At 51.7% G+C, this 23,137-nt stretch carries 17 protein-coding genes; 6 read left to right on the top strand and 11 right to left on the bottom strand.

Annotated features, from left to right (window positions below):
- Positions 1-151 precede the first annotated feature (151 nt).
- From yqiA to nudF, 4 genes are read right to left on the bottom strand one after another with little or no spacing between them, the layout of a single operon-like run.
- Positions 152-730 (bottom strand): esterase YqiA, encoded by a 579-nt coding sequence (gene yqiA, locus BZG76_RS01810; RefSeq protein ID WP_077459929.1) that lies wholly within the window; start codon positions 728-730, stop codon positions 152-154.
- Positions 731-735: 5 nt separating this feature from the next.
- Positions 736-1,560 carry a 3',5'-cyclic-AMP phosphodiesterase gene (gene cpdA / locus BZG76_RS01815; RefSeq protein WP_021023398.1) on the bottom strand — a complete coding sequence of 275 codons (825 nt, stop codon included), beginning with the start codon at positions 1,558-1,560 and terminating at the stop codon, positions 736-738.
- A gap of 22 nt (positions 1,561-1,582) precedes the next feature.
- Positions 1,583-2,029, bottom strand: coding sequence for a DUF1249 family protein (locus BZG76_RS01820; RefSeq protein ID WP_021023397.1), 447 nt, complete (start codon positions 2,027-2,029; stop codon positions 1,583-1,585).
- Between the two features lie 55 nt (positions 2,030-2,084).
- On the bottom strand, positions 2,085-2,711 hold the full coding sequence (gene nudF / locus BZG76_RS01825; RefSeq protein WP_077459930.1) for an ADP-ribose diphosphatase: 627 nt from the start codon (positions 2,709-2,711) through the stop codon (positions 2,085-2,087).
- A gap of 231 nt (positions 2,712-2,942) precedes the next feature.
- Here nudF and tolC point away from each other — a divergent pair, with 231 nt between their 5' ends.
- Complete coding sequence (gene tolC, locus BZG76_RS01830; RefSeq protein WP_077459931.1) at positions 2,943-4,253, top strand: outer membrane channel protein TolC; 1,311 nt, start codon at positions 2,943-2,945, stop codon at positions 4,251-4,253.
- Between the two features lie 80 nt (positions 4,254-4,333).
- Here tolC and hldE read toward each other — a convergent pair whose 3' ends face one another.
- The gene (hldE, locus tag BZG76_RS01835; protein ID WP_077459932.1) at positions 4,334-5,761 is read right to left on the bottom strand and encodes a bifunctional D-glycero-beta-D-manno-heptose-7-phosphate kinase/D-glycero-beta-D-manno-heptose 1-phosphate adenylyltransferase HldE; all 1,428 of its coding nucleotides are present in this window, start codon (positions 5,759-5,761) and stop codon (positions 4,334-4,336) included.
- A gap of 197 nt (positions 5,762-5,958) precedes the next feature.
- Between hldE and lpxL the strand changes: the two genes are divergently transcribed.
- Positions 5,959-6,879 carry an LpxL/LpxP family Kdo(2)-lipid IV(A) lauroyl/palmitoleoyl acyltransferase gene (gene lpxL / locus BZG76_RS01840; protein WP_077459933.1) on the top strand — a complete coding sequence of 307 codons (921 nt, stop codon included), beginning with the start codon at positions 5,959-5,961 and terminating at the stop codon, positions 6,877-6,879.
- Between the two features lie 22 nt (positions 6,880-6,901).
- Here the strand turns inward: lpxL and glnE are convergent, their stop codons facing one another.
- The 3 genes from glnE to BZG76_RS01855 all read right to left on the bottom strand — a co-directional run bounded on the left by glnE (position 6,902) and on the right by BZG76_RS01855 (position 13,355).
- Positions 6,902-9,760: a bifunctional [glutamate--ammonia ligase]-adenylyl-L-tyrosine phosphorylase/[glutamate--ammonia-ligase] adenylyltransferase gene (gene glnE, locus BZG76_RS01845; protein WP_077459934.1), complete on the bottom strand. Its 2,859-nt coding sequence runs from the start codon at positions 9,758-9,760 to the stop codon at positions 6,902-6,904.
- Between the two features lie 97 nt (positions 9,761-9,857).
- On the bottom strand, positions 9,858-11,459 hold the full coding sequence (locus BZG76_RS01850) for a methyl-accepting chemotaxis protein (protein WP_077459935.1): 1,602 nt from the start codon (positions 11,457-11,459) through the stop codon (positions 9,858-9,860).
- Positions 11,460-11,831: 372 nt separating this feature from the next.
- Positions 11,832-13,355 carry a CYTH and CHAD domain-containing protein gene (locus tag BZG76_RS01855; RefSeq protein WP_077459936.1) on the bottom strand — a complete coding sequence of 508 codons (1,524 nt, stop codon included), beginning with the start codon at positions 13,353-13,355 and terminating at the stop codon, positions 11,832-11,834.
- Between the two features lie 224 nt (positions 13,356-13,579).
- Here BZG76_RS01855 and BZG76_RS01860 point away from each other — a divergent pair, with 224 nt between their 5' ends.
- The 4 genes from BZG76_RS01860 to BZG76_RS01875 all read left to right on the top strand — a co-directional run bounded on the left by BZG76_RS01860 (position 13,580) and on the right by BZG76_RS01875 (position 17,820).
- Complete coding sequence (locus BZG76_RS01860; RefSeq protein WP_077459937.1) at positions 13,580-14,260, top strand: TIGR00153 family protein; 681 nt, start codon at positions 13,580-13,582, stop codon at positions 14,258-14,260.
- A 28-nt stretch (positions 14,261-14,288) separates the two neighbouring features.
- The gene (locus BZG76_RS01865; protein ID WP_077459938.1) at positions 14,289-15,545 is read left to right on the top strand and encodes an inorganic phosphate transporter; all 1,257 of its coding nucleotides are present in this window, start codon (positions 14,289-14,291) and stop codon (positions 15,543-15,545) included.
- 127 nt (positions 15,546-15,672) lie between these two features.
- A complete protein-coding gene (locus BZG76_RS01870; protein ID WP_077459939.1) occupies positions 15,673-16,287 on the top strand; it encodes a TIGR04211 family SH3 domain-containing protein in 615 nt (204 codons plus the stop codon).
- A gap of 282 nt (positions 16,288-16,569) precedes the next feature.
- Positions 16,570-17,820: a multifunctional CCA addition/repair protein gene (locus BZG76_RS01875; RefSeq protein WP_077459940.1), complete on the top strand. Its 1,251-nt coding sequence runs from the start codon at positions 16,570-16,572 to the stop codon at positions 17,818-17,820.
- Here the strand turns inward: BZG76_RS01875 and BZG76_RS01880 are convergent.
- The 3 genes from BZG76_RS01880 to imuA are packed head-to-tail and all read right to left on the bottom strand — an operon-like array spanning position 17,817 to position 22,988.
- Complete coding sequence (locus BZG76_RS01880; RefSeq protein ID WP_108743641.1) at positions 17,817-20,882, bottom strand: error-prone DNA polymerase; 3,066 nt, start codon at positions 20,880-20,882, stop codon at positions 17,817-17,819. The two genes, BZG76_RS01875 and BZG76_RS01880, sit on opposite strands and share 4 nt — an antisense overlap.
- Positions 20,883-20,892: 10 nt before the next feature.
- A complete protein-coding gene (locus BZG76_RS01885; RefSeq protein ID WP_077459942.1) occupies positions 20,893-22,296 on the bottom strand; it encodes a Y-family DNA polymerase in 1,404 nt (467 codons plus the stop codon).
- Positions 22,296-22,988 (bottom strand): translesion DNA synthesis-associated protein ImuA, encoded by a 693-nt coding sequence (gene imuA, locus BZG76_RS01890; RefSeq protein WP_077459943.1) that lies wholly within the window; start codon positions 22,986-22,988, stop codon positions 22,296-22,298. Before imuA ends, BZG76_RS01885 begins: the two co-directional genes overlap by 1 nt.
- Positions 22,989-23,137: the final 149 nt, after the last annotated feature.

A 23,137-nucleotide genomic window follows, 5' to 3' on the forward strand; every position in this document is an offset into this window, starting at 1 on the left:
GCGACCCCAGATTGCCACGAGTTTCTGTGAACTGCCATCCGAGTCATAGTTGGCTTAAGTATCCGCTTAGCAGAGCGCTTTGGCAGATAAACATGGGTGGACAAGGCATTGGTCAGAGCATGAGTGGACAAGCATTGGCGTGGTAAGCAGATTAGACGCCGAGAAATTGCAGTATCTCCTCGCAATAGCGCTCAAAGCCAATAAAACTATGATCGCCATGAGGCTCAACGGTCTGTTTGCTCGCGTTAAATTTCGCCACCGCCTGACGGTAATCTAATACTTCATCACCCATTTGTTGTAATAACCAAAAGCGAGAAGGCTCAGACAGCGTGGGCACATCAAGCTCACGCAGGGCGAGAATATCAGCGGCATCCAAGTGGTAATGTTCTTGGGTATAAGGGTTAACCTGCTCGCCAATATAGTCTTGCAATAGCTCATAAGGGCGAACCGCAGGGTTCACCAGTACAGCAGGCAATTGATAACGTTCACTCAACCAAGTGGCGAGGAATCCCCCTAATGAGCTTCCGACCAATCCAAGTTGATGCGTTTCCCTATAGGCCTCTACCCGTTCAGAAAGTAAATCGATAGTCGGCGCGGGATGGCTAGGGAGTTGCGGGACCAATACATCAATATCAGGCCGGTAACGATGACAAAACTCACGCATTTGCGTGGCTTTTAATGAGTGTGGCGAGCTATTAAAGCCATGTAAGTAAAGTAACGCAGATGCCATGTTGATTAATACCCGCTCGAGTCAAAGTCAGGACGGAAGTAACGTCCGGTGACACGTTCAACTTGCGTGTCAATGTGTCCGTCAGGATAAAGCGTCAGCCAGCGCCAACCCGGGTTTTGGTTATCGAGGGCAAAATCATGCGAATCGGGCATAAACTGGATACAGGTTGAAGGCGCTGCCATCACACGCGCGCCTTGATGACGAATATCTAACGCCTGATGAATATGGCCACACACCACCACTTTCGCTTGAGGGTGGCGCGCCATAATCTGCCAAAACGCCTCTCGATTGACCAGTTTATGCTGATCAAGCCAAGTGCTTCCTGCCTCCAAAGGATGGTGATGCAATAGCACGAGCGCGTGTCGCTCTGGATAAGCACTTAAATCCGCATCTAAGCGTTTGAGTTGATCGTGAGATAATTCACCGTGCGGCACACCCGCGACCTGGCTGTCGAGCAAGATCATTTGCCAGTGCTCTCCTAATAAGACCTGCGAACGGGCCATCAAGGTGTTCGAGTGCAGCACCGCGCGCATTTCAGGCTGAAAGTCATGATTGCCTGGCAGCCAAAAGCAAGGCTGTTTCCAGCGCTGAATCCCGTCGACAAAACGGCGATATGACAATGCAGAGTGATCTTGCGATAAATCGCCCGTGGCAATAATGGCATCGAAAGGCTTAGATGTCGCACTGATTGCCTCTAACACGGCGTGATAGCTTTGAAGTGTGTTGATACCCAGCAAACTGCCCTGCTCATCGGCGAACAGGTGCGTGTCGGTAATTTGCAAGAGACGAATGCAATCGCCGTGGGCGTTATCTATCTGACAAGGCTGCAACGTTGAAAGTACCTTTGCTGGTTTAGTTTAACGATGATTTATACATAGGATTAGACGCGCTAATGCCACGACGCAAACAATGGCCGAGCCAATCCGATAAAAATGCATTCACTTGATGCTTTTCATCACGCTGATGCATGCGCGGATTTGGGTAATCATAACGTGGTTTCAAGCGCGAAATCTGCTGCGTGGTACACACTTCCGCCACGCGTGCATCATGATACAAGCGTACAGTCAGGTTAGCATGTAAATAAGAAGGAGCATCTCCTGGACTAAGCTGCGCGATATCAAGCAAGGTGGTATAACGCGTCGACTCGCGGACCACCAGCGCATATTCCTGACCATGAATATCGTATCGGCAGACGCGACCTACCTCATCCGGCTGTGGCATCAGACGAACAAGCTTAGCGTAATTGGTTTCATAAAGGCGCATCATCGCCGATAAGTCGACACGATAATTAGTTTTCACGGGTACCTACTTGTTATTCGAGCCTGCGCAATGCGTACACGATCGGTTATCGGTTTTAACGATTATAACTCTGACGCAATCTCGCCGCATTGAGTTCCAACCATTGTAAAGCAATGATCGAGGCTGCATTCTCAATTTCACCATCGACCACTTTTTGATACGCCTGCTCTCGAGAAAAACGATGAACAAGAATGTCTTCATTCTCACTGTCTAGGCCATGAATCCCCTCGGCATCACTCGCATCCACAATGGCAACAAATACATCGAGTTGCTCAGAGCACCCACCGGAGCTGGATAAATAACGGGTGACATGTTCCATTTGCTGCAACAACAATCCAGCTTCTTCTCGCGCTTCACGGTGTGCCACTTGCTCTGGTGATTCATCGCTATCGATCATGCCCGCGACAATTTCTAACTGCCACGGCGTCGCACCTGCTGCCATCGCCCCGACGCGGATTTGCTCAAGCATGACCACCTCATCTCGCCCTGGATCATACGGCAGTACCGCGACGGCGTGTCCACGCTCAAATAGCTCTCGTACCACCGCACCGCTCCAGCCGCCCTCAAATAGACGATGACGAAACTGATAGCGTTGAATAGAAAAGAAGCCTTGATAAAGTGGTGAGATATCTTCAATCACGATATCGTCGCGACCAAATTGTCCGGGCGGATGGTCTGACATGCTAGCTCCTTATGATAGGCTGTCGCGGCGCAGTCTTATCACTGGCCCTGATTCACTGCAAACTTTAAACTTAACTTTTTTGATAAAAGTTACAACTATTTTTAAGTCCCATTTACAAATTGGATAGTTTACACTCAATGTCCTCACAAATTGTCAGTTTCACGCAAGCATAATTGCGTTAAGCTAGTAACTGTATATTTATCGAATAGCACAGATTCAGGGATTCTATCTATGAAAAAATTGCTCCCTCTGGCGTTAGGTTTGGCACTCGGCAGCGTAAGCAATGCAGCCTTTGCCGATGATCTCGCCCAAATTTACCAACAAGCGAAGCAAAGCGATCCCACTCTTAATCAAGCGGCCGCTGAACGTGACGCGGCGTTTTCCGCCGTGGATGCTACCCGCGGCACCTTGCTGCCTCAAATTGCACTTAACGCCAGTTACGCGATCCAACGCAATGACAGCGACGATAAAAGTGATAACGATGTCACTTCCGCCGATATCAGCCTTAGCCAACAAGTATTTAAGCGTGATAGCTGGGTGAATCTGGATATTAGCGAAATGCAAGCGCGTCAACTGGATGCCGCCTATGCTGCCCAGCAACAAGGGTTGATGCTGCGCGTGGCGCAAGCGTATTTTGATGTCCTACGTGCGATGGACAAGCTTGAGTTTATTCAAGCAGAAAAAGCGGCGGTGGGCCGTCAGCTTGAGCAAACCAAGCAACGTTTTGAAGTTGGCTTGTCGGCGATTACCGATGTGCACGACGCTCAAGCGCAGTATGACGCTGTGCTCGCCGATGAGATCTTGGCAGAAAACGCCCTCACCAACAGCTATGAAGGCTTACGTGAGATCACCGGCCAAGCGCCGAGAGACTTACGCGTGCTCGATAAAGCGCGTTTTAGTGCCAGCAACCCGCAACAGCAACCCGCTGCTTTGGTGAAGACCGCAGAAGAGAAAAATCTGCAACTGCTGGCCAACCGCATTGCGCGTGACACCGCCAAAGAGCAGATTAAGCTCGCCAAAACAGGTCATCTGCCTACGTTGACGTTTAGCGCCAAATACGGGATGACGGATGTTGATAACCAACACACGCCAGGCTCTGTTGATTCTAACGAGGGGACGGCTGCGCTCAACTTTAGCTTACCGCTCTTCACCGGTGGCAGCACCTCCGCCAATGTTGAAAAAGCACAACATGAATATGTCGCTGCCTCGCAGGGGTTAGAGTCCACTTACCGGAGCACAGTGAAAGATGTGCGTGCGTTCTATAACGACATTAATGCTTCGATTGGCGCGCTGCGTGCTTATGAACAAACGGTGATTTCAGCTCGCTCGGCATTAGAAGCGACAGAAGCCGGCTTTGAAGTGGGCACCCGTACCATTGTCGATGTGTTAGACGCGACACGCCGTTTGTATGACGCCAACCGTAATCTATCAAACGCACGTTACGATTACATTTTAAGTCATTTGCGTTTACACCAAGCGGTCGGCACCTTGACCGAGCAAGACTTACTTGATATCAACCAAGGGCTGGTGAAACAAGATTAATTCACGCTTAAGGCTCGAGAACGCAAAAAGGTGCCGACGGGCACCTTTTTTATTGTTTTCAATTGATAGGGCAAGAGGCACTATTGACCACGCCGAATCGATTCAATGATCTCAGTCGTTGAGCATCCTTCTTCGAAGTTAAGCACCTTGACCTCACCGCCATTGGCAAGCACCGCTTCAGCTCCGGCTATTTCACTGACCTGATAGTCGCCGCCTTTCACCAATAAATCCGGTAACACCGCACTGATCAGGCGCGCAGGCGTTTCTTCGCCAAAGGGTACCACCCAATCCACAGCGCCAAGCCCCGCCAAGACTGCCATGCGTCGATCGGTGGGATTAACCGGACGACCTGGTCCTTTCAAACCTTGTACCGACGCATCAGTATTAACCGCGACAATCAGGCGATCGCCCAATTTAGCGGCTTCGTTTAAATAGGCAACATGACCGGCGTGCAAAATATCAAAGCAGCCATTGGTCATCACCACTTTCTCACCCCGTCCTTGCGCCACCTTAACCGCGTCGATCAGTTGCGATTCTGTGGTGACCCCAAAGCCGGACTCGTGCGAGCCGTGTATGGCTTCGGTTAACTCAATGGTTGATAGCGTTGAGGTGCCGAGCTTGCCGACCACCACACCGGCAGCGGCATTGGCCAGTGCACATGCGTGTTCGATCGGTTTGCCGGCAGCTAACGAGGCCGCCAGCACCGAAATAACGGTATCGCCAGCACCGGTGACGTCATAGACCTCTTTGGCCAGCGTCGGCAAGTTAAGTGGGGCAGCATCAGGACGAAGCAGGGTCATACCATGCTCACTACGGGTGACCAACAACGCGCCCAATTCATAGTGTTTAATAAGCGCTAAGCCTTTTTCTTCCAAACTTTGATCGTCTGTCACCGTGCCAGCCACGGCTTCAAATTCGCTCAGGTTTGGCGTCAGCAGGCTGGCGCCACGATAGCGTTCAAAATCCGTCCCTTTGGGATCCACCAAGGTGGTCACGCCGGCTTGATTCGCGGCTTGGATCAATGATTGCACCTGCGCTAATGCACCTTTGGCATAATCCGATAAGATCATCGCCTGCGCCTTGGGTAAGGCGGCTGTCACTTTTGTCAGCATTGGGGTGAGATCCACGCCCGCAAATCCCTCCTCGAAATCGAGCCGGATCAACTGCTGATTACGGCTCATCACCCGTAACTTGGTGATGGTTGGATGCGAGTCCAGCGCCACAAAGTCACAATTGACGTTTAAAGAATCCAGGGTTTGGGTTAACGCATCCGCTTGTTCGTCCTTGCCTGTCAAACCAATTAACTGGGTATGTCCCCCTAAAGCAGCGATGTTCATCGCCACGTTGGCAGCCCCACCAGGGCGCTCTTCCGTTTGATTGATTTTGACCACGGGCACGGGGGCTTCTGGTGATATACGTCCGGTGGGACCATACCAATAGCGGTCAAGCATCACATCACCGACAACCAGAACATTGGCTTGGTTATAATCAGGCAGGCTGAGTTTCATCTGGATCTCCGAATACTGTCGTTACCGAGCGATAGTAGCATAGCCAAAAACCAAATGGGGCGCGTACAGGCGTGCGCTGCGCACAATCTCAACATCCATCGGGCAGACAAGCACAGGACAGCCCCTGCAATTTACTCTACAATGTGGCGCGTGCCTGACGGCCGGTTTCATTTTTGTTTTCACGAGTCATTGACACTATGAGCGATTTTTCACCGCCAAAATTTCACATTGGATTTCTTCACCCTCGCTATCTTCACACTTGGCTCGGGGTGGGACTCATGTACCTAGCCAGCTGGCTTCCCTATCGCGTTCAGTTTTACGCGGGGCGCGGGCTTGGCCGACTGATACATACGCTGATGAAACGGCGTGTGAAGATCGCCGATCGTAATCTGGCGTTGTGTTTTCCTGAAATGAGTCCTGCCTCGCGTCAGGCGATGGTGAAAGAGAACTTTGCCAACTCTGGCTTAGCCCTTTTTGAAACCTGTATGGCATGGTTTTGGCCCTCTTGGCGTATCAAAAAGCATATGGTGTTTGAGGGGATAGACAAACTGAAACACCTAGAAAGTCAGGGGCAAGGGGTACTCGTTATCGCTGTGCACTCGATGAACTTAGAGTTGGGTGCGCGAGCCTTAGGTGAGGTCACGCCGGGCGTGGGTGTGTACCGCCCTAACAATAATCCTGTTTATGATTGGTTCCAGCATCGTGGCCGGACGCGACACAATGGTGCCATCGACAGGAAAAACGTTAAAGCCATGATTCATCATCTCAAACAAGGCGATAGGATGTGGTATGCACCGGATCATGACTACGGCCGACGCCGTTCAACCTTTGCGCCATTATTCGCCGTTGAGAAAGCGTGTACGACCACAGGAACGAGCTTACTCGCACACGCAGGCCACGCCGCCGTGGTGCCGTTTTCGATTGTGAGAGATCGACGCGGTGGTCAGTACCGGATAACCATCCAGTCTCCGCTGCAAGATTTTCCCAAGGACGCCGATGCGGCTGCCGTTGTCACCAATCGCGCGGTTGAGCAGTTAATCCTACAAGCGCCGGAGCAATATATGTGGTTACACCGACGCTTTAAAACACGCCCTGAGGGCGAGCCATCGCTTTATTGAGCATCGCACGCGGATCGCTGATTTACGACGCCTTTTCTGTCGCTAACCATTGTTGCCAAGCTTGCATCACGGAATCGCGTTCGTCGAGGAATGCACTGGCTTCGACCTTGCCACTCTCTCCCGCCAAGTGGCTACGATGCAATGCATTGCGCATGCGGGTATACGCCGATTTCAGGCGCTCCGCTTGTGCCATCGTCATCACGCCAAGCTCGCCTGCTTGCTCAAAAATGCGTGCGTTATCGCTGTAACGGGTTAACGCAGGTTGTGTGGCACTGTTGCCGAGCACCAGGTATTGCGCTAAGAACTCGATATCCGTGATCCCACCAGCGTCTTGTTTGATGGAGAAGGTATCGTTTTGCCCTGTCGCTTTATGCTGMCGCATTTTTTCACGCATACCACTGACTTTCTCGCGCAATATGTCCTGATCGCGCGAGGCCGATAAAATGCGATGCCGCACCTGTGCAAAGCCAGACTCAAGGTCGGGGTCGCCGTCGATCATCCGCGCGCGAACTAACGCTTGGTGCTCCCACGTCCAGGCTTCGTTTTGTTGATAATCCGCGTAGGCCTCTAACGTGCTCACCAGCATCCCTGAGGTACCTGATGGGCGAAGGCGCGTGTCGATTTCATACAAAATCCCAGACGGAGTTCGGGTGGAGAAAAGATGCACAATGCGCTGCGCCAAACGCAGATAAAATTGCCGGCCATCAATCACTTTTCGCCCATCAGTCTCAACATCCGCTGGGCAGTCATGGAGAAAAACCACGTCGAGATCGGAATTGTAACCCAGCTCCCAGCCCCCTAACTTACCGTAACCAATCACCGCAAAGCCACGTCCCTCTCGCTCGCCTAAGTGTGTCGGTTGGCCATATTTTTCCACCATCTGGTGCCAGGCCTGATTGACCACCGCCTCTACAATCGCCTCGGCCAAGTAAGTCAAATGATCACTGACCCGCATCACCGGTAAGACACCGGCAATATCAGCGGCGGCAATTTTTAATAGTTGCACTTGCTTGAACTGACGTACGGCCTCCATCTGCTGCTCCATGTCCTCAACCGGGATCCGTGCCAGATAATCGCGTAATTCGCTGCGATACGCATCGGGCGCAAGAGGTTGATACAAGTGGGTCAGATCCAGCAGCTCGTCGAGCAACAAGGGATAACGTGCCAGCTTTTCCGCCACCATGGGGCTGGCGGTACAAAGCCGAAGGACTTGATCAATCGCCCCCGGATGTTCATCTAATAACTCTAAATACGTTGTCCGAGTGGCAATATTTAATAATAAATGGGTAATGTGCGGCAGAACCTGTTGAGGCTCAGGCAAGGTTAATAATTTACTTAACAACACCGGCATCAGACGATTGACCACCTCACGGCCACGTGGGCCAACGGTCCGTTTCGCCAGCTCCTGCTTAAACGTTAATAATTGCTCAGCAATATTGGTCTCCGGCACATCCAACCCTGTGAGGATCAATTTAGCGTTGTCGACATCGCGCGCCATCGCCCATAGATCGTGATACTCACTATCAATATCCATGTCGTTATCTTGTTCATCTTCGCCAATTAAGCCAGAGAAAACCTGATTGACCGCCTGCATGTGCCGCGCGATCTCCGCGTGTAAACTCGCCCAATCTTTGCTCCCCATGGCGAAGGAGAGACGATCCCGATCAAGCGCGTTATCGGGCAAGGTCTGCGTTTGTTTGTCATCAATGGCCTGCAATAAGTTCTCGACCCGACGCAAATAGCAGTAGGCCGCTTTTAACTGACTGACTTCAGCGGCTGGCAGTAACGCCAGTTCTTCTATCGCATCCAAGGTTTCCAGTAAGCCACGCTGACGCAAGCTGGGCTCTCGCCCCCCACGAATTAATTGGAAAGATTGTGCAATAAATTCAATTTCTCGAATGCCACCCGCACCCAGTTTAATATTATCCGTCAGTCCACGCCGACGTACTTCTCGTTGAATTAACTGCTTCATCCGCCTTAAAGCTTGTATCGCGCTAAAATCGATATAGCGTCGAAAGACAAAAGGACGCAGCATTTGTCTAAGCGTTTGATAACAGTCGTATTGCTCTTTGCCCATCACCCGTGCTTTGACCATGGCGTAACGCTCCCAATCACGCCCTTGTTCTTGGTAGTAATCTTCCAAGGCAGAAAAGCTCATCACCAAAGGCCCACTGTCGCCAAATGGGCGTAATCGCATATCAACGCGATAGCAAAAACCATCGACGGTAGGCTGGTCGAGCGCTTTTATCAGCCTTTGACCCAGTCGCGTAAAGAATTGGGCATTGGCGATACTGCGCCTTGCTCCCTGAGTATCTCCATTTTCGGGATAGGTAAAAATCAAATCGATATCGGAAGAAAAATTGAGCTCACCGCCTCCCAATTTCCCCATCCCGAGGATCAGCATAGGCTGTGGGTCGCCATCTGGGCTCATTGGCGTGCCCCAATCATGGCAACAACGCTGATATAACCAGTGATAAGCACTGAGGATCTGCGCCTCAGCCAAGGCCGATAAATGCTGTAAACTCGCCTCCACAGGCCACTGCTGATGTATATCGCGCCAAGCAATCCACACAAGTTCACGTTGCCGACACAGACGTAGTTGACGATGGAATTCATGCTCATCATTCACCGTCTCAAGCGCTGCCGTCAGTTCTGGCTGATAGCAGGCCTCGCGTGATACATCGCGGTGATGTTGATGAAGCCATTGCAACAATCCGTCAGTGTGCGTGAGCGCAGAGGCAATAAAATCGCTGCATACCAATGCCTTTTCCAGCTGGTCGCGGGCGGGTCCTTGCCATTGGTCAAGTGCTTGGGGGGCGAATTCAGCCAATTGTGTCCAATGTTGATTCAGGTTGGCGGAAAGGGAGTCAGACAGCACCATGGGCATTCCTTTTGATAATTCCTTCATTTGACACTAACAAAAACGGCTCACTAATGCAGTGAGCCGTTATCTTTATCGGGACGTGAAGGGACAACGATTACACTTTAAAGGCATCGATCTTATCTTTCAGTGACTGAGCACTCTGCTCGACCATTTCAGCCGTTTCATGCAGCTCGCTCGCCACCGTCACTGAGGCCTGAACCAAGTCTTTAACATTGGTGAGGTTTTGATTCATTTCACCGGCCACCGAGGCTTGTTGCTCTGCCGACGAGGCAATTTGGAAGTTCATATCATTCAGTGATTGGATTTGAGTAACAATTTGCTCTAACTCGCCACCCGCCTGACTCACCGAGTCTACCCCGGCACTCGCCTCCGTCACACTGCGATCCATCAGTCCCACCGCTTTTTGTGCACTTTGCTGCAGTTGGGTGATCATATCTTGAATTTCAACCGTCGCTTCTTGGGTATGTTGTGCCAGCTTACGCACTTCATCCGCCACAACCGCAAAGCCGCGTCCTGTATCCCCCGCCCGGGCAGCTTCAATCGCGGCGTTAAGCGCCAATAGATTGGTTTGCTCTGAGATGCCTTGAATGGTCACCACCACAGTACCAATTTTCTCCACTTGCGCGTCGACCTGACCGACGACTTGTGATGACTCACTAATGTCATTTGACAGCGCATTGATGGTATTAATGGTGGTGCTAACATGCGCTTGGCCACTGCTGGCTTGCTGACTGGAGCTTTCAGTCGCTTTAGCTGCTTCTCGGGTATGCTCTGCGACCGTTTGCACGGTGGCGCTCATTTCACTCATGGCTGACGCCAGTTGATCCATTTCATCGAACTGCTCTTTCGACGATTCTTTGGTTTCCGACATGCTGATGGTCATGATCTCGGCCAGAGACGACAGAWCGTCTGACGCTTGTCGCTGCGCTTGAATCACGTCGACCAATTGCCGACGAGACGTTTCCAGCTCGCGCGCAAGATCGCCAAACTCGTCTTGGCTATTCATTTCAATCGGCTCACTCAAATCGCGATTCGCCAACGCACGAATCCTATCGGTCAGGTAGTTGATTTGGCGCAGCATGATGTTAGATCCACCCAGCAAGATCACCATAAAAGACACAATCATTACCGCAGTCTGCCACGCCACTTTGATGATATAATCTTGGTAATACGCTTGCGCTTCAGATGTGGGTTGCGAGGCCACTAACCACCAGTCGCTGTTGCCTACAGGCACGGCATACCCATGTCGCCCGCCATCATAGACGGTGTAACTGAACGGCTGTGACTGATTGATAAAAAGCTCAGTAATATCAGCGCCTGAGGTGTCATCCGGCACACGCAATTGATCAAATTGTCGCATGGAGGGGTGCGCCCAAATCTGACGCGTCTCCCCATTGACTAAAAATAAATACGCGCCTTCACTGAACTCATTGTTCATGGTGTCGACCGTCTCTCGCATCAGACGCTCTCCGTCCGGTTGCTCGATTAATGTGCCAGTCATTGCGGCACTGGAACGGGCAAGTTCTTGGGTCTGGCTTAAGGTGAAATCAATGACGGATTGGCGAAATGTATTGGCGTCCCACATCTGCTTACCGACCAAAATAATGGTACTAAAGACCATAAGAATCACGAGTTTTGGAATCAAGCGCAGATTGGTAACGGGTTTTTCCCACGCATAGAAGGTATGTTTAGCCATAATCCTGAAAGCTCCATGACCGCTATCAAGCCAACTGAGTGACCCAAACAAACGGGCGATTATTGATACTAGGTGATGTTATATCGACAAACACCACGCAGGCTGAATCCTTGTTTACCGTATTTGTGAAATTTAACCACAAACATTGCCCATAATGATAACTTAGTCAAATTATCATGTGACGCGTAAACCGTTTATAACGCAAAAACCACCAACATAGATTGATCTTGACTGGGTTTTTACCGAGTCAACGTCGAGACCAAAGGCGCCATGGTGATGCATACAGACACATCTTATTTGCATAATCGATTCGGTTAAAAAAAGCAGCCATCTGGCTGCTTCTACTTATTCTCTTACACTTTTTAGCGTCGCTTATTCTTGCCAATAAGGCGTGAGGCGTAAGCCTGTTTGACGGCTTTGCGTCATCGCATGAAAAAGTGATTCTTCTTTTCTCGCTAACCACTTTTCCGCTTGTTGCTTATCGTCGTCATCGTCAATCGCTGCAACTAAATCGCGTACTGGCTCAAGTAGCCGAAGTTCCTCTATACCTTGCAGTAAATCTAACCAAGGCAGTCGGAACGCTTTACGGCGACTTTTATCAAAGAGTGACGCCAAGCAGGTCCCTAACACCAAGTTGCGTTGCAGACGTGGATACTGATCAAAATACTCATGCCTTGTCAGTGTCTTACTCTCGTCAAAGGCATCAAGGAGCTCATGCCAAGATTCAGGTAATGCCTTATCGGCCAGGGTTTGAATCGGTTGCGCTAATTTATCCGCTGCTTTTTCATCTAAAAACGGCTGCCAACCTTTAGAGAGAATCCAACGACTTAAATCAAGCAACAGATTGCAGTAGCGAGAGGTATGAAGTAACGCCACGATATCCTCGCGCTCCGGCAACTGAGTTTGCTCAGCTTTCAGCGTTTTGACCATCATTTTTCGGGCATTGAGTTTGCGCAGGTATTGGCCCTTATCTTCACACAAGCGTGCATTCGCCCACGCATCATCCAGCCAAGCGAGTTCGCCATCAAACCATTGCAACTCTTGACGCAATAATGTGCTCGCTCGTCTCGGCAACACGCTGCCGAATAGAACGAAGGCTTGGCGGATCAGTAATACCGCGTAGCGAATTTCCTGCAGCGCATCAAGCGACTCTCGCTCTATGTAGATTTGTTCGTGGTAATGCCAGTGGCTGAGCGCGTGCTCAAGAATTCGAATGAGCGCTTTCTCTTGCGTATCGTCGGCGCTCAGTTTGACGATAGACAGCGCTTTGACCGGATCGCCTTGATAGCCCGTGGCTAAGCGGTAGCCTCGCGCGGCTTTACTCAAATTTCCCAGTCGCAGTCCTCCCTCATCGGCAAGGTTGCGCGCCAATGAAAATAAGGCATCGGTTTGACCCGAAATAAGCTCTAGCTCGACCTCAGAAATCACATCTTTATCACCGGCTTCGGTTGAGACTTCACCCTGATCGCTGGCTAACTCTATTTGACTCCCGTCGTCAGTGGCTAAGAGCCACTGTTGGCGGACAAAGTCGGTGGAAAAGAGCGGCTGAATCGACTGACTCAGTGCATCAATATTGACACTATCAGGCCATGCATCGACCGGGATCAAAGAAAGGTCGGGCTCAGGTCCATTAAGCTCAGCGTTGTATTCTGGGCGCTGATGCAGCCCAGCTACCACCCGGCCAGCGGTTTTGAGCGTTTGAATATAAACACCATCAAAACAACGCACACGCAAACCGATATCGTGTTCGCGTAGGGTAAAATCTGGCGTATCGAAGTAGATGTTGCCCAGCTCACGCTGGCTTTGCTGTAGCTGCTTTACACTGACAATCTTATCGCGGATGCGGTGAGGAAAGTCAGAAGAGACAAAAAATTTGAGCTCTATCTCAGTGTCCATACGGGTACCTATAGCCAATTGCCTGACAAGGATATGAACAATTGATCTTGTCGGCAAGGACTATAACCACCAGTCTTGATCAAACGCACTGCGGCATAGATCACAAAAGCTGTTTCTTTAGCCAATGTTCTGCGCTACCATTCGCCGCTCCGATATACCATCGTTGAACGTTTAGCCTCCACTCTTTGCCCTTTGGGCGTGAGGCAACCAGGTAGATTACGGCTATGCCAGTCAATACAATTGTTGGGCTATTCGCAAAAAGCCCTATAAAACCTCTGCAACGCCACGTCAATCGTGTCAATGATTGCTGTGAGCTACTGATCCCATTTTTTCATGCTTGCGAGCAACAAGATTGGGATAAAGCAAACCAACTCCGTCATCAAATCTCTGAAATAGAGAAAGACGCTGACACCCTGAAGCGTAATATTCGGCTTAAGTTACCTCGAGGCTTATTTATGCCCGTCGATCGCACGGATATGCTCGAGTTACTGACGCAGCAAGATAAATTGGCCAATCTGTCCAAAGATATTGCCGGCCGAGTCATTGGTCGTCAGCTGCGTATGCCCCCAACAATGAATACCGCTTTCATTGCTTATGTACAACGGTGCCTAGATGCAGCCGCTCAAGCACGTCGGGTGATTAATGAGCTCGAAGAACTGCTTGAGACTGGATTTAAAGGACGCGAAGTCACCTTAGTGGCCGAAATGATTCATCAGTTGGATGTGATTGAAGATGATACTGACTCAATGCAAATCCAGCTTCGCCAGGCATTAATGGCCGTTGAGCAGGAGTACAACCCTGTTGACGTCATGTTCTTGTACAAAATCCTCGAGTGGGTCGGCGAAATTGCTGATCAAGCGCAACGTGTCGGTGCGCGCTTAGAGGTCATGCTTTCCCGTTCTTAACCGAGTGATGTAACAACAAGGTATTACAATGGAAATCCTGATGAATCACGGGACTATACTGATCATGGTCGCCGCGGCTTTTGGTTTTTTAATGGCGATTGGTATTGGTGCCAACGACGTCGCCAATGCAATGGGGACCTCCGTTGGTTCCAAAGCGCTGACCGTCAAGCAAGCCATTGTTGTGGCGATGATTTTTGAATTTGCTGGCGCGTATTTAGCCGGCGGTGAAGTCACAGACACCATACGAAAAGGGGTTATCGATACCAACTTATATGCTGATCAACCACTAGAATTGGTCTTTGGTATGATGTCGGCCTTACTCGCCGCCGGTACTTGGTTACTCCTTGCCTCATTTATGGGCTGGCCAGTCTCCACCACCCATTCGATAATCGGCGCGATCATTGGCTTTGCTTGCCTATCGGTTGGCTCTGAGGCGGTCGATTGGCATACCGTCCAAAGTATCGTTGGCAGTTGGGTGATCACCCCCTTTATCTCCGGTCTTTTTGCCTACTTTATTTTTCTTAGCGCCCAGCGCCTCATTTTTGACACTGACCGCCCCGTACTCAATGCAAAACGTTTTGTCCCCATTTATATGTTCCTCACCGCATTTATTATTGCGATGGTGACCATTAAAAAAGGGCTCAAGCATGTTGGCTTGCATTTGACCACGTTAGAGTCAGTCAGTGCGTCAATTGTCTTGTCTGCACTGGTGATGTTTTTTGGCGTGTATTACATCTCTAGAAAATATCGCGGCGATGAGAGCCAAGGCTTTCAAGGCGTTGAGCGGATATTCAGCTTACTCATGGTCGTCACTGCCTGTGCCATGGCCTTCGCGCATGGTTCAAACGACGTAGCTAACGCCATTGGCCCCCTGTCAGCGATTGTGGCGACCGTGCAAAACCTCGGTACTGTGGCAGAAAAAGCACACATTGCTTGGTGGATTCTTCCGATGGGCGGTGCCGGCATTGTCATCGGCCTTGCGACCTTGGGGCATCGTGTCATGGCGACCGTTGGCTCAGGAATAACAGAACTCACACCAAGCCGCGGATTTGCCGCGCAATTAGCCACCGCGAGCACAGTCGTTTTAGCCTCGGGAACAGGCTTACCGATTTCGACCACGCAAACACTGGTCGGTGGGGTGCTAGGTGTTGGATTTGCCCGCGGTATTGCCGCACTCAACCTCGGCGTGGTGCGCAATATTGTTGCCTCGTGGCTCATCACGCTTCCAGCAGGCGCTTTATTAGCTGTGATCTTTTACCAAGTAATGATCACCTTCTTTGCCTAACAGTCGGCAGCGATGTCAAATCACGGTTAAAAAAAGGGGGGCATGGCTCCCCTTTCTTTTTAGCCTATGGCACTATGCCTAGCAAAGCCGATGTGTCCCACACTGAATAATGCAAAGGACCCCAGACGTGAAACACCTGTATTCTGCTCTCATATTGCTATTCGTTCTCGTCACCGCGCCGCAAGCCATGGCGGAGAACTATATTTCTGATGAATTATTTACCTATATGCACTCTGGCCCTGGTACACAATATCGCATTATCGGCAGTGTTGATGCAGGCGATAAAATCACTGTACTCAAGCGCGACCAAAATGCGGGCTATTCGCAAATTGTCGATAGTCGCGGCCGTAAAGGCTGGGTGAAAAGTGACTTCGTCACCACTCAACCTGGCTTGAAAGAACGTGTACCTGCGCTTGAAGCCGAGCTCAAAAAAGTAAAAACAGCCTTATCGAGTGCACAGGATGATGCCAAAGCACAACAAAAAGGGTTGGTTGAGTCGCTTAAAAAGCGTAATGCGCAAATCGAGAAGCTAGAAACACACAGCAGCGAACTCAATAAAAAGCTGATTGATGCACAAAATGAAATTCGTGCTTTGCGTGCAAAAATTGATACGCAAAAAGATGACTTATTAATGCGCTGGTTCACCTACGGCGGCATGGTGGCCGGCGGCGGCTTACTGTTTGGCCTTGTGCTGYCACATCTTATCCCACGTAAAAAACGTCGCCGTGACGGCTGGGCATAATCAATCTCCGATAAATAGGCTGCGTTTGCAGCCTATTTTATTTAGATCGCCACGTTTATATCGTTTACGTTTTATCCCGCGTTTTTACTATCCCGTCGTTGATGAGCAATCCCGTCGTTGATGAGCAACCCCATCTTTCATTGGCTAGCTAACGATTAGCCATCCAACGGTAACCATTATCAGCACACGGTGGGCGTGCTGCTACGCTATATGTATACTTCTATGAAGGTATGACTCAGCATCTTTGCTGTTTCTTCACTTTCTGCAACCAAGGAGCTTTGTGTGAAACACTATCTTGTCGGCGGCGCGGTACGCGATGCGTTGTTAAGTTTACCGGTCACGGACAAAGATTGGGTCGTGGTGGGCGCGACAGTGAAGCAAATGCAAGCCTCAGGCTATCAACAAGTTGGCCAAGACTTCCCAGTCTTTTTGCATCCAGAAACGCATGAAGAGTACGCATTAGCACGCACAGAGCGTAAATCGGGCCAAGGCTACACCGGTTTTGTGTGTGACTTTTCGCCAGATATCTCGTTAGAGGCCGATCTTCAGCGGCGTGATCTCACTATAAACGCCATTGCCCAAGATGAAGATGGCACCTTGATTGACCCTTATGGCGGTCAGCAAGATTTGCACAACCGGATGTTACGTCATGTATCGCCCGCCTTTAGCGAAGATCCATTGCGCGTGCTACGTGTGGCACGATTTGCCGCCCGCTTTGCGCCTCTCGGCTTCACCATTGCCGACGATACATTGGCGCTGATGAAAGCGATGGTCGCCAAGGGCGAACTTGCCCACCTCACCCCAGAGCGAGTTTGGCGGGAGTGGGAGAAAGCGCTTGGCAGTGATCGTCCCGATGTGTTTCTTGCTGTGCTGCGCGATTGTGGTGCACTTGCGGTAGTGATTCCTGAAATCGACGCCCTGTACGGCGTGCCGAATCCTGCCAACTGGCACCCTGAGATCGATACCGGCATCCACACTGAAATGGTCAGCCGTTATGCCGCCTCGTTGACCGATGACAAATGCATTCGCTTTGCTGCACAAGTCCATGATCTCGGTAAAGCCCTCACCCCTTCCTCCATCTTGCCCGGCCATCGCGGCCATGGCGATCGCGGGCTGCCGGTGATAAAAGAGCTGTGCGAGCGGCTTAAAATCCCCAATCAATGCAGAGATTTAGCCTTGGTAGTCAGTGCACATCACTCTAAGATCCATAAATGCGATCAACTCAGCCCCGAGCATTGGGTGGCATTATTTAATCAAATTGATGCGTGGCGAAAACCTGAACGGGTTGAGCAATTGGCCTTGGCATGTTTAGCCGATGTGCGTGGCCGCAAGGGACGTGAAAATTATCATTACCCGCAAGCCGATGCCTTACGTGAGCGCTTTGCCTGTGCCGAGAACGTCGATGTAAAGCCGATTGTCGACGCTGGCTTTAAAGGGGCAGCGATCCGTGATGAGCTTCATCGCCAACGCATTCAGGCGATTGCGGCATGCGCTGCGCCAAGCGATCAGCAAATCGCGGGCACACCCTATTAACGAAACTCACGCGACGTGACCGACAAGGTGGTGAGCTTAGGGGTAAGGTCAATCAACTTACCGGCAATTACATGCACCACCTCGCCCTGACGCTCGACAATGCCATGCACTTTCAACACCTTGGCTTGCATAAAAGCACGGGATTGCGCCCGTGCCGTCCCCGCCCAGACCACCACATTAATATTGCCGGTATCATCTTCCAAGGTGACAAAGGTTACACCACTGGCGGTACCTGGTGATTGCTTGCCCGTCACCACGCCCGCCACCGCGACCCAGCTTTGCGGCGCACACTGTGATAACTCAACGCCGCGGGTAAAACGGCCCAGCGTGCCGGCTTGCGCCATCAAACGAATAGGATGATCGGTGAGCGACAGCCCCAAGGCCGCGTAATCTTCAATCAAGTTCTGCCACTGGGAAGGCGAATGAGGCAAGACAACCTCATCGTCACTGGTGGCCAGTAGCGGCAGTTGCCGCTGCTGATCCATCAGTGCCCAGCGCGCCTGATAGCGATTGCCAGCCAGCGCCGCCAATGCGCCACTGCTGGCTAGGGCTTGATAGGCATCGCGGTCAAGGTTAATTTCTTGCAGTGCCGACAAAGACGCAAACCCCGACTCTGGACGATGGACCAGCAATCGGTCTATCGCCGCCGCACTCAACCCTTTGACTAATCGCAATCCCAGCCGCACGCCCCAGTGATCGTCGACCTTTTCTAAGCAATGATCCGCCCCCGAGTGTTGCACACAAACCGGCAACACAGGCACCTGATGGCGCGTGGCGTCTTGCATCAGTTGTGACGGCGAGTAAAACCCCATCGGCTGGCTATTGAGCAAGGCGGTATAAAACGCGGCGGGATAATAATGCTTCAGCCACGCCGATACATAGGCCAAGACCGCAAACGACGCCGAGTGGCTTTCTGGGAAACCATAATCACCAAACCCACAGATTTGCCGGTAAAGCTGCTCGGCAAAGTCGACGCGATAGCCACGCGCGGTCATCCCAGTAATCAATTTGTCGCGAAACGGCGCCAGTCCACCCTTTTTCTTCCATGCGGCCATCGCACGACGCAGCTGATCCGCTTCGCCACCAGAAAAACCGGCTGCAACCATCGCCAGTTTGATCACCTGCTCTTGAAAAATGGGCACTCCAAGCGTACGCGCCAGCACTTGCTCAACCGCTTTGGACGGGTAGCTCACCACTTCTTCCCCATCACGGCGCTTTAAATACGGATGCACCATGTCACCTTGAATCGGGCCSGGGCGGACAATGGCAATTTGGATCACCAAATCATAATAACAAGCCGGTTTGAGCCGCGGTAGCATACTCATTTGTGCCCGTGACTCAATTTGAAATACCCCTACGGTATCGGCGTTCTGAATGCGCGCAAACACCGCCGGATCATCGCCTTGTTGAGTGATCGCCGCCAAACTCAAGCGAGGGCCACCGGTTTGGGCAATCAAATCAAAGGTACGTCGAATCGCGGTGAGCATACCCAGCGCCAGTACGTCGACTTTCATCAGATGCAGTGTTTCCAGATCGTCTTTATCCCACTGGATCACCGTCCGCTCTGCCATCGCCGCATTTTCCACCGGCACCAACTCATACAAAGGCCCATCTGCAATCACAAAGCCACCGACATGCTGAGAAAGGTGGCGCGGAAAGCCGATCAATGCCTGGGTAAGCGACAGCCATTGTTGGCTTTTCGCGCTTTTAGGATCCAGGCCCAACTGTTGAAGTTGCTGCGTCCAAGGCTGAGTTTTATCGCGCCGATTGAGGTTTTGAATAAAAAAATCAATCTGGCTAGCGGGGATCGCCAACGCTTTGCCCACATCACGCAGTGCACTTTTAAGCCGATAACGGATCACGGTTGCCGCTAAGGCAGTCCGCTCACGGCCATATTTTTGATACAAATACTGGATCACTTCTTCACGACGCTGGTGCTCAAAGTCGACATCAATATCCGGCGGCTCGTCGCGCTCTTTGCTAATAAAGCGCTCAAACAGCACATCGACTTTGCACGGATCCACCGCGGTGATCCCTAAGCAATAACACACCACCGAGTTCGCCGCCGAGCCGCGTCCTTGGTATAAGATCCCACGCGATTGAGCAAAGCGCACCAGATCGTAAATGGTCAAAAAGTAATACGGGTAATCGAGCGCCTCGATAAGCGCGAGCTCTTTTTCAATGATGGCTCCCACGTCACTGGGTACCCCCTTGGGGAAACGCTGCTGTGCACCTTGCTTGACCGCGTCACGCAGATACGCCATCGCAGACTCGCCGGTTGGCACCACTTCTTTGGGGTAGCTGTATTTGAGGCTCGCCAAGGAGAACTGACACTGAGCGGCAATCTTGGCACTTTCCGCTAGCCACTCGGGTGGGAATAGAGTCTGTAACTTAGATAGCGGGCGTAAAGCCCGCTCTGCATTGGGCAATAAAGTCTGCCCCAATTCAGCCACAGGCTGACGATGCCAAATCGCGGTTAAAGTATGATGTAATGCTAGTCGCTCAGGGTGATGCATCTGCACATCACCACACGCTGTCACACAAAGTTGATACTGGCTTGCCAGCATGCGACAGTGCGCCAGATACGGATGATCGTGTTCTGCTAAATCGCGGCGCACAGCCAGGTACAAGCGCTCAGCATGATAACGCAGCAGCCACGTCGCCCAGTGATGATCACTCTCCGCGCCACTGGGTAGCCATAGCACCAAGCCATGACGTATCGACATCAGATCCCACTCGCTCAGCTGGTAATCGCCTTTGTGACTGCGCCGCCGCGCATTGGTGATAATCCGACACAGCTCTTGGTAAGCCGCTTGGGTGGGACACAGTAGAACAACATCTAACGCCTGCAGACGAAAGCGACTGCCTATGATCAGCGAAAGCTGCGGATAATCACGCTGAGCTTGATACGCACGCACCACGCCTGCGACCGAGCATTCATCGGTGATCGCGAGCGCTTGATAGTCCAATGCCGCCGCTTGCGCCACCAGCTCTTCCGGGTGTGAGGCGCCCACAAGAAAGGAGAAATTGCTACAACATACCAGCTCGGCATACGTACTCATCGCTTCACCCCTAACTAAACCAGCCGTGTAAAAACCAAGTTTGCTCTGGCGTGCGAAACACCCACAACCATTGCTGCTGGGCATTTTGGGCAATAAAGTAATCGCGCTGGATAGGCGCATCTTCCCACCAGCCCGTGACAATCCGCTCCGGCCCTTCACGTAAAGTGACCTTACCCACCAGTGGCGTAGGCTGCGGCAATAATAAACTTGGACGCGGGCGCGTCGGCACCGACGTTGGCTGAGTAACGCGTTGATGATGCGGTAGATGCTGACTCGCGGCCTCGGGACGGTGATGATCCACATACGCTAACCGCATGACCGCCTCCTCCCCTAATCGGGCCGCCAGAGTCGCAACCAACTCATCGCGGTTTTGATCACCTTGCTGCGGGCTAAACAGATCCACTTGGCCGGGTTGGTGGCAATCGATGTGCGTGGCAGCCACACTCACCGCCGTTACTGGCTGGCTTACTTGCCATGACGCCAGGCGTAAACGCACCAACGTCATCCAGCGATCGGGGTCTTTCTCACCATGCGCGGCCACCACGGAAAGGGTTTCTTCGCGATTATCACGCAAGCTAAACCCCAACGTCAGCGCAGGCGTGCAAGCACTACGTTGCTCAAGAAAGTGACACAGTGCCGATACCAAGTTATCGATGATCGGCAATAAATGAGCTTGCTCACTAAGCTCAAACAACAAAATCCGTTGCTGAAAAAATTGCAGCGGTGGCTGAAAATAATTCAGTGGCGTCGGCTTATCGCCACTCACTTCGGCAAGATAATCCACCACTGTGCGGGGAAAACGTCGCATCAGCGAAGCGGTAGGCAAGGCGATAAGCTCACCTAACTGAGAGAAGCCTAGACGCGTAAACTGGGGTTTCACCGTCTCCGGTAAAGGGGCAGCGGCCAACGGCAATTGCTGCAACGCTACCTGCAAATGCTCGGGGTCGGTACTGACCTTGCCTGCGTAGCCATACGCCATAAGCTCGGCGGCACGCGGCGTTTGGCCCACACCAGCCTGATAACGGATGCCATTTTCAACCAACGTTTGAGTCACTGCCTGCCATAGCGGGGGAAACCCTTGATATAGCGCTAACATCGGTGACACGTGTAGCCATAAACCTTTAGGCGGATTAAGACTGATTTCCGCGACCAACGGATAAAGCTGTGTGGCGATCTGCTCAAGCGCGGACTGCTCTTTCTTCGCGCAATAAGGGTAGACCGCGAGCTGATGACACATAAGCGCTGCGGCCCCTAACCCCATACCGGTATTCAGACCGTGTGTGTTAGCCGCCACAGAGAGCTGCACTAAACGGCCTTCTTGCTCGCTAACCAGCCCCACCGCCTGCTCAGGTGACGGCACATAGAGGCTATCTAACAACAAGCTCGGGCAATGTAGGTACAGCCACAGAGTCATCACGCTTGCTCCCGCTGTTGCCGTGAGGGGAAGGCGAGCAAATTATCTGCGCTGCTCGGCCAAGTCACCAAAGCGGACCATTGCTCGCACCAATCGAGAGTAAACGGGGCCGGTGGCCATTGGCCGCGACAATAGCGCACCGTGACCGTTACGCCACATGCAGAAGGGGCTAGCGCCATGCTTAAATCGACCGGCAAGCTCAATGAATACGTCTGCTGGCGGCGTAACAGTACCACCGCACATTGGCCATGTTCGGCCGCCAATTTTAGACGCTTCACTTGCCCCACCGTGAGCGAAGATGGCCATAACACTACCGCCTGACACGCACCACTGCGCGCCGCTTGCTCGGCTGCCCACAGCGCATGTTGATCGCTGTCGGGATACACTAGCAAGGTGTTTTCTGTCGGATAACCTTGCTGATGCAACATTGCCGCATTAATGCCGACCGGAGGACGGATCCAGGCGATCTCTTTACCGGTAGCGCGATACAGCGCAGGCAATACTAGCCGCAGCTCACCAACGCCAAAATCACTGATGATATCCGTAACCCCTGGAGTAGGGATCCCACCCAGACGCTGATCAAACGCGGCATAACCGGTCGCTTGCTTATCGGGTAACTCAGCCATTAGCGGACGCTGACTAGCACGCCATAGGCCGTGTTGTTGGGCTAATTGTTCGAGCGTTTTCATCATTAAAATACCTGTATATATATACAGTATATTTAACTTTCGTCGCGCTGCAAGAGAAAGCAAAAGAAAAACCAGTGCACGCCCTATAACCGGTTGATAAAAAAACGCCCCCTAAAAAGGAGCCGACTTTCTTGGTGGGATGTTGTGTCTGA

The sequence above is a fragment of the Salinivibrio sp. AR647 genome, assembly GCF_001995415.1.
Classification (GTDB): Bacteria; Pseudomonadota; Gammaproteobacteria; order Enterobacterales; family Vibrionaceae; genus Salinivibrio; species Salinivibrio costicola.

Excerpts from the sequence above, each read along its gene's own strand:
- imuA (WP_077459943.1), bottom strand. The coding sequence starts at position 22,988 with ATGATGAAAACGCTCGAACAATTAGCCCAACAACACGGCCTATGGCGT.
- yqiA (WP_077459929.1), bottom strand. The coding sequence starts at position 730 with ATGGCATCTGCGTTACTTTACTTACATGGCTTTAATAGCTCGCCACAC.
- BZG76_RS01860 (WP_077459937.1), top strand. The coding sequence starts at position 13,580 with ATGCCAGTCAATACAATTGTTGGGCTATTCGCAAAAAGCCCTATAAAA.
- BZG76_RS01855 (WP_077459936.1), bottom strand. The coding sequence starts at position 13,355 with ATGGACACTGAGATAGAGCTCAAATTTTTTGTCTCTTCTGACTTTCCT.
- lpxL (WP_077459933.1), top strand. The coding sequence starts at position 5,959 with ATGAGCGATTTTTCACCGCCAAAATTTCACATTGGATTTCTTCACCCT.
- hldE (WP_077459932.1), bottom strand. The coding sequence starts at position 5,761 with ATGAAACTCAGCCTGCCTGATTATAACCAAGCCAATGTTCTGGTTGTC.
- BZG76_RS01885 (WP_077459942.1), bottom strand. The coding sequence starts at position 22,296 with ATGACTCTGTGGCTGTACCTACATTGCCCGAGCTTGTTGTTAGATAGC.
- BZG76_RS01865 (WP_077459938.1), top strand. The coding sequence starts at position 14,289 with ATGGAAATCCTGATGAATCACGGGACTATACTGATCATGGTCGCCGCG.
- tolC (WP_077459931.1), top strand. The coding sequence starts at position 2,943 with ATGAAAAAATTGCTCCCTCTGGCGTTAGGTTTGGCACTCGGCAGCGTA.
- nudF (WP_077459930.1), bottom strand. The coding sequence starts at position 2,711 with ATGTCAGACCATCCGCCCGGACAATTTGGTCGCGACGATATCGTGATT.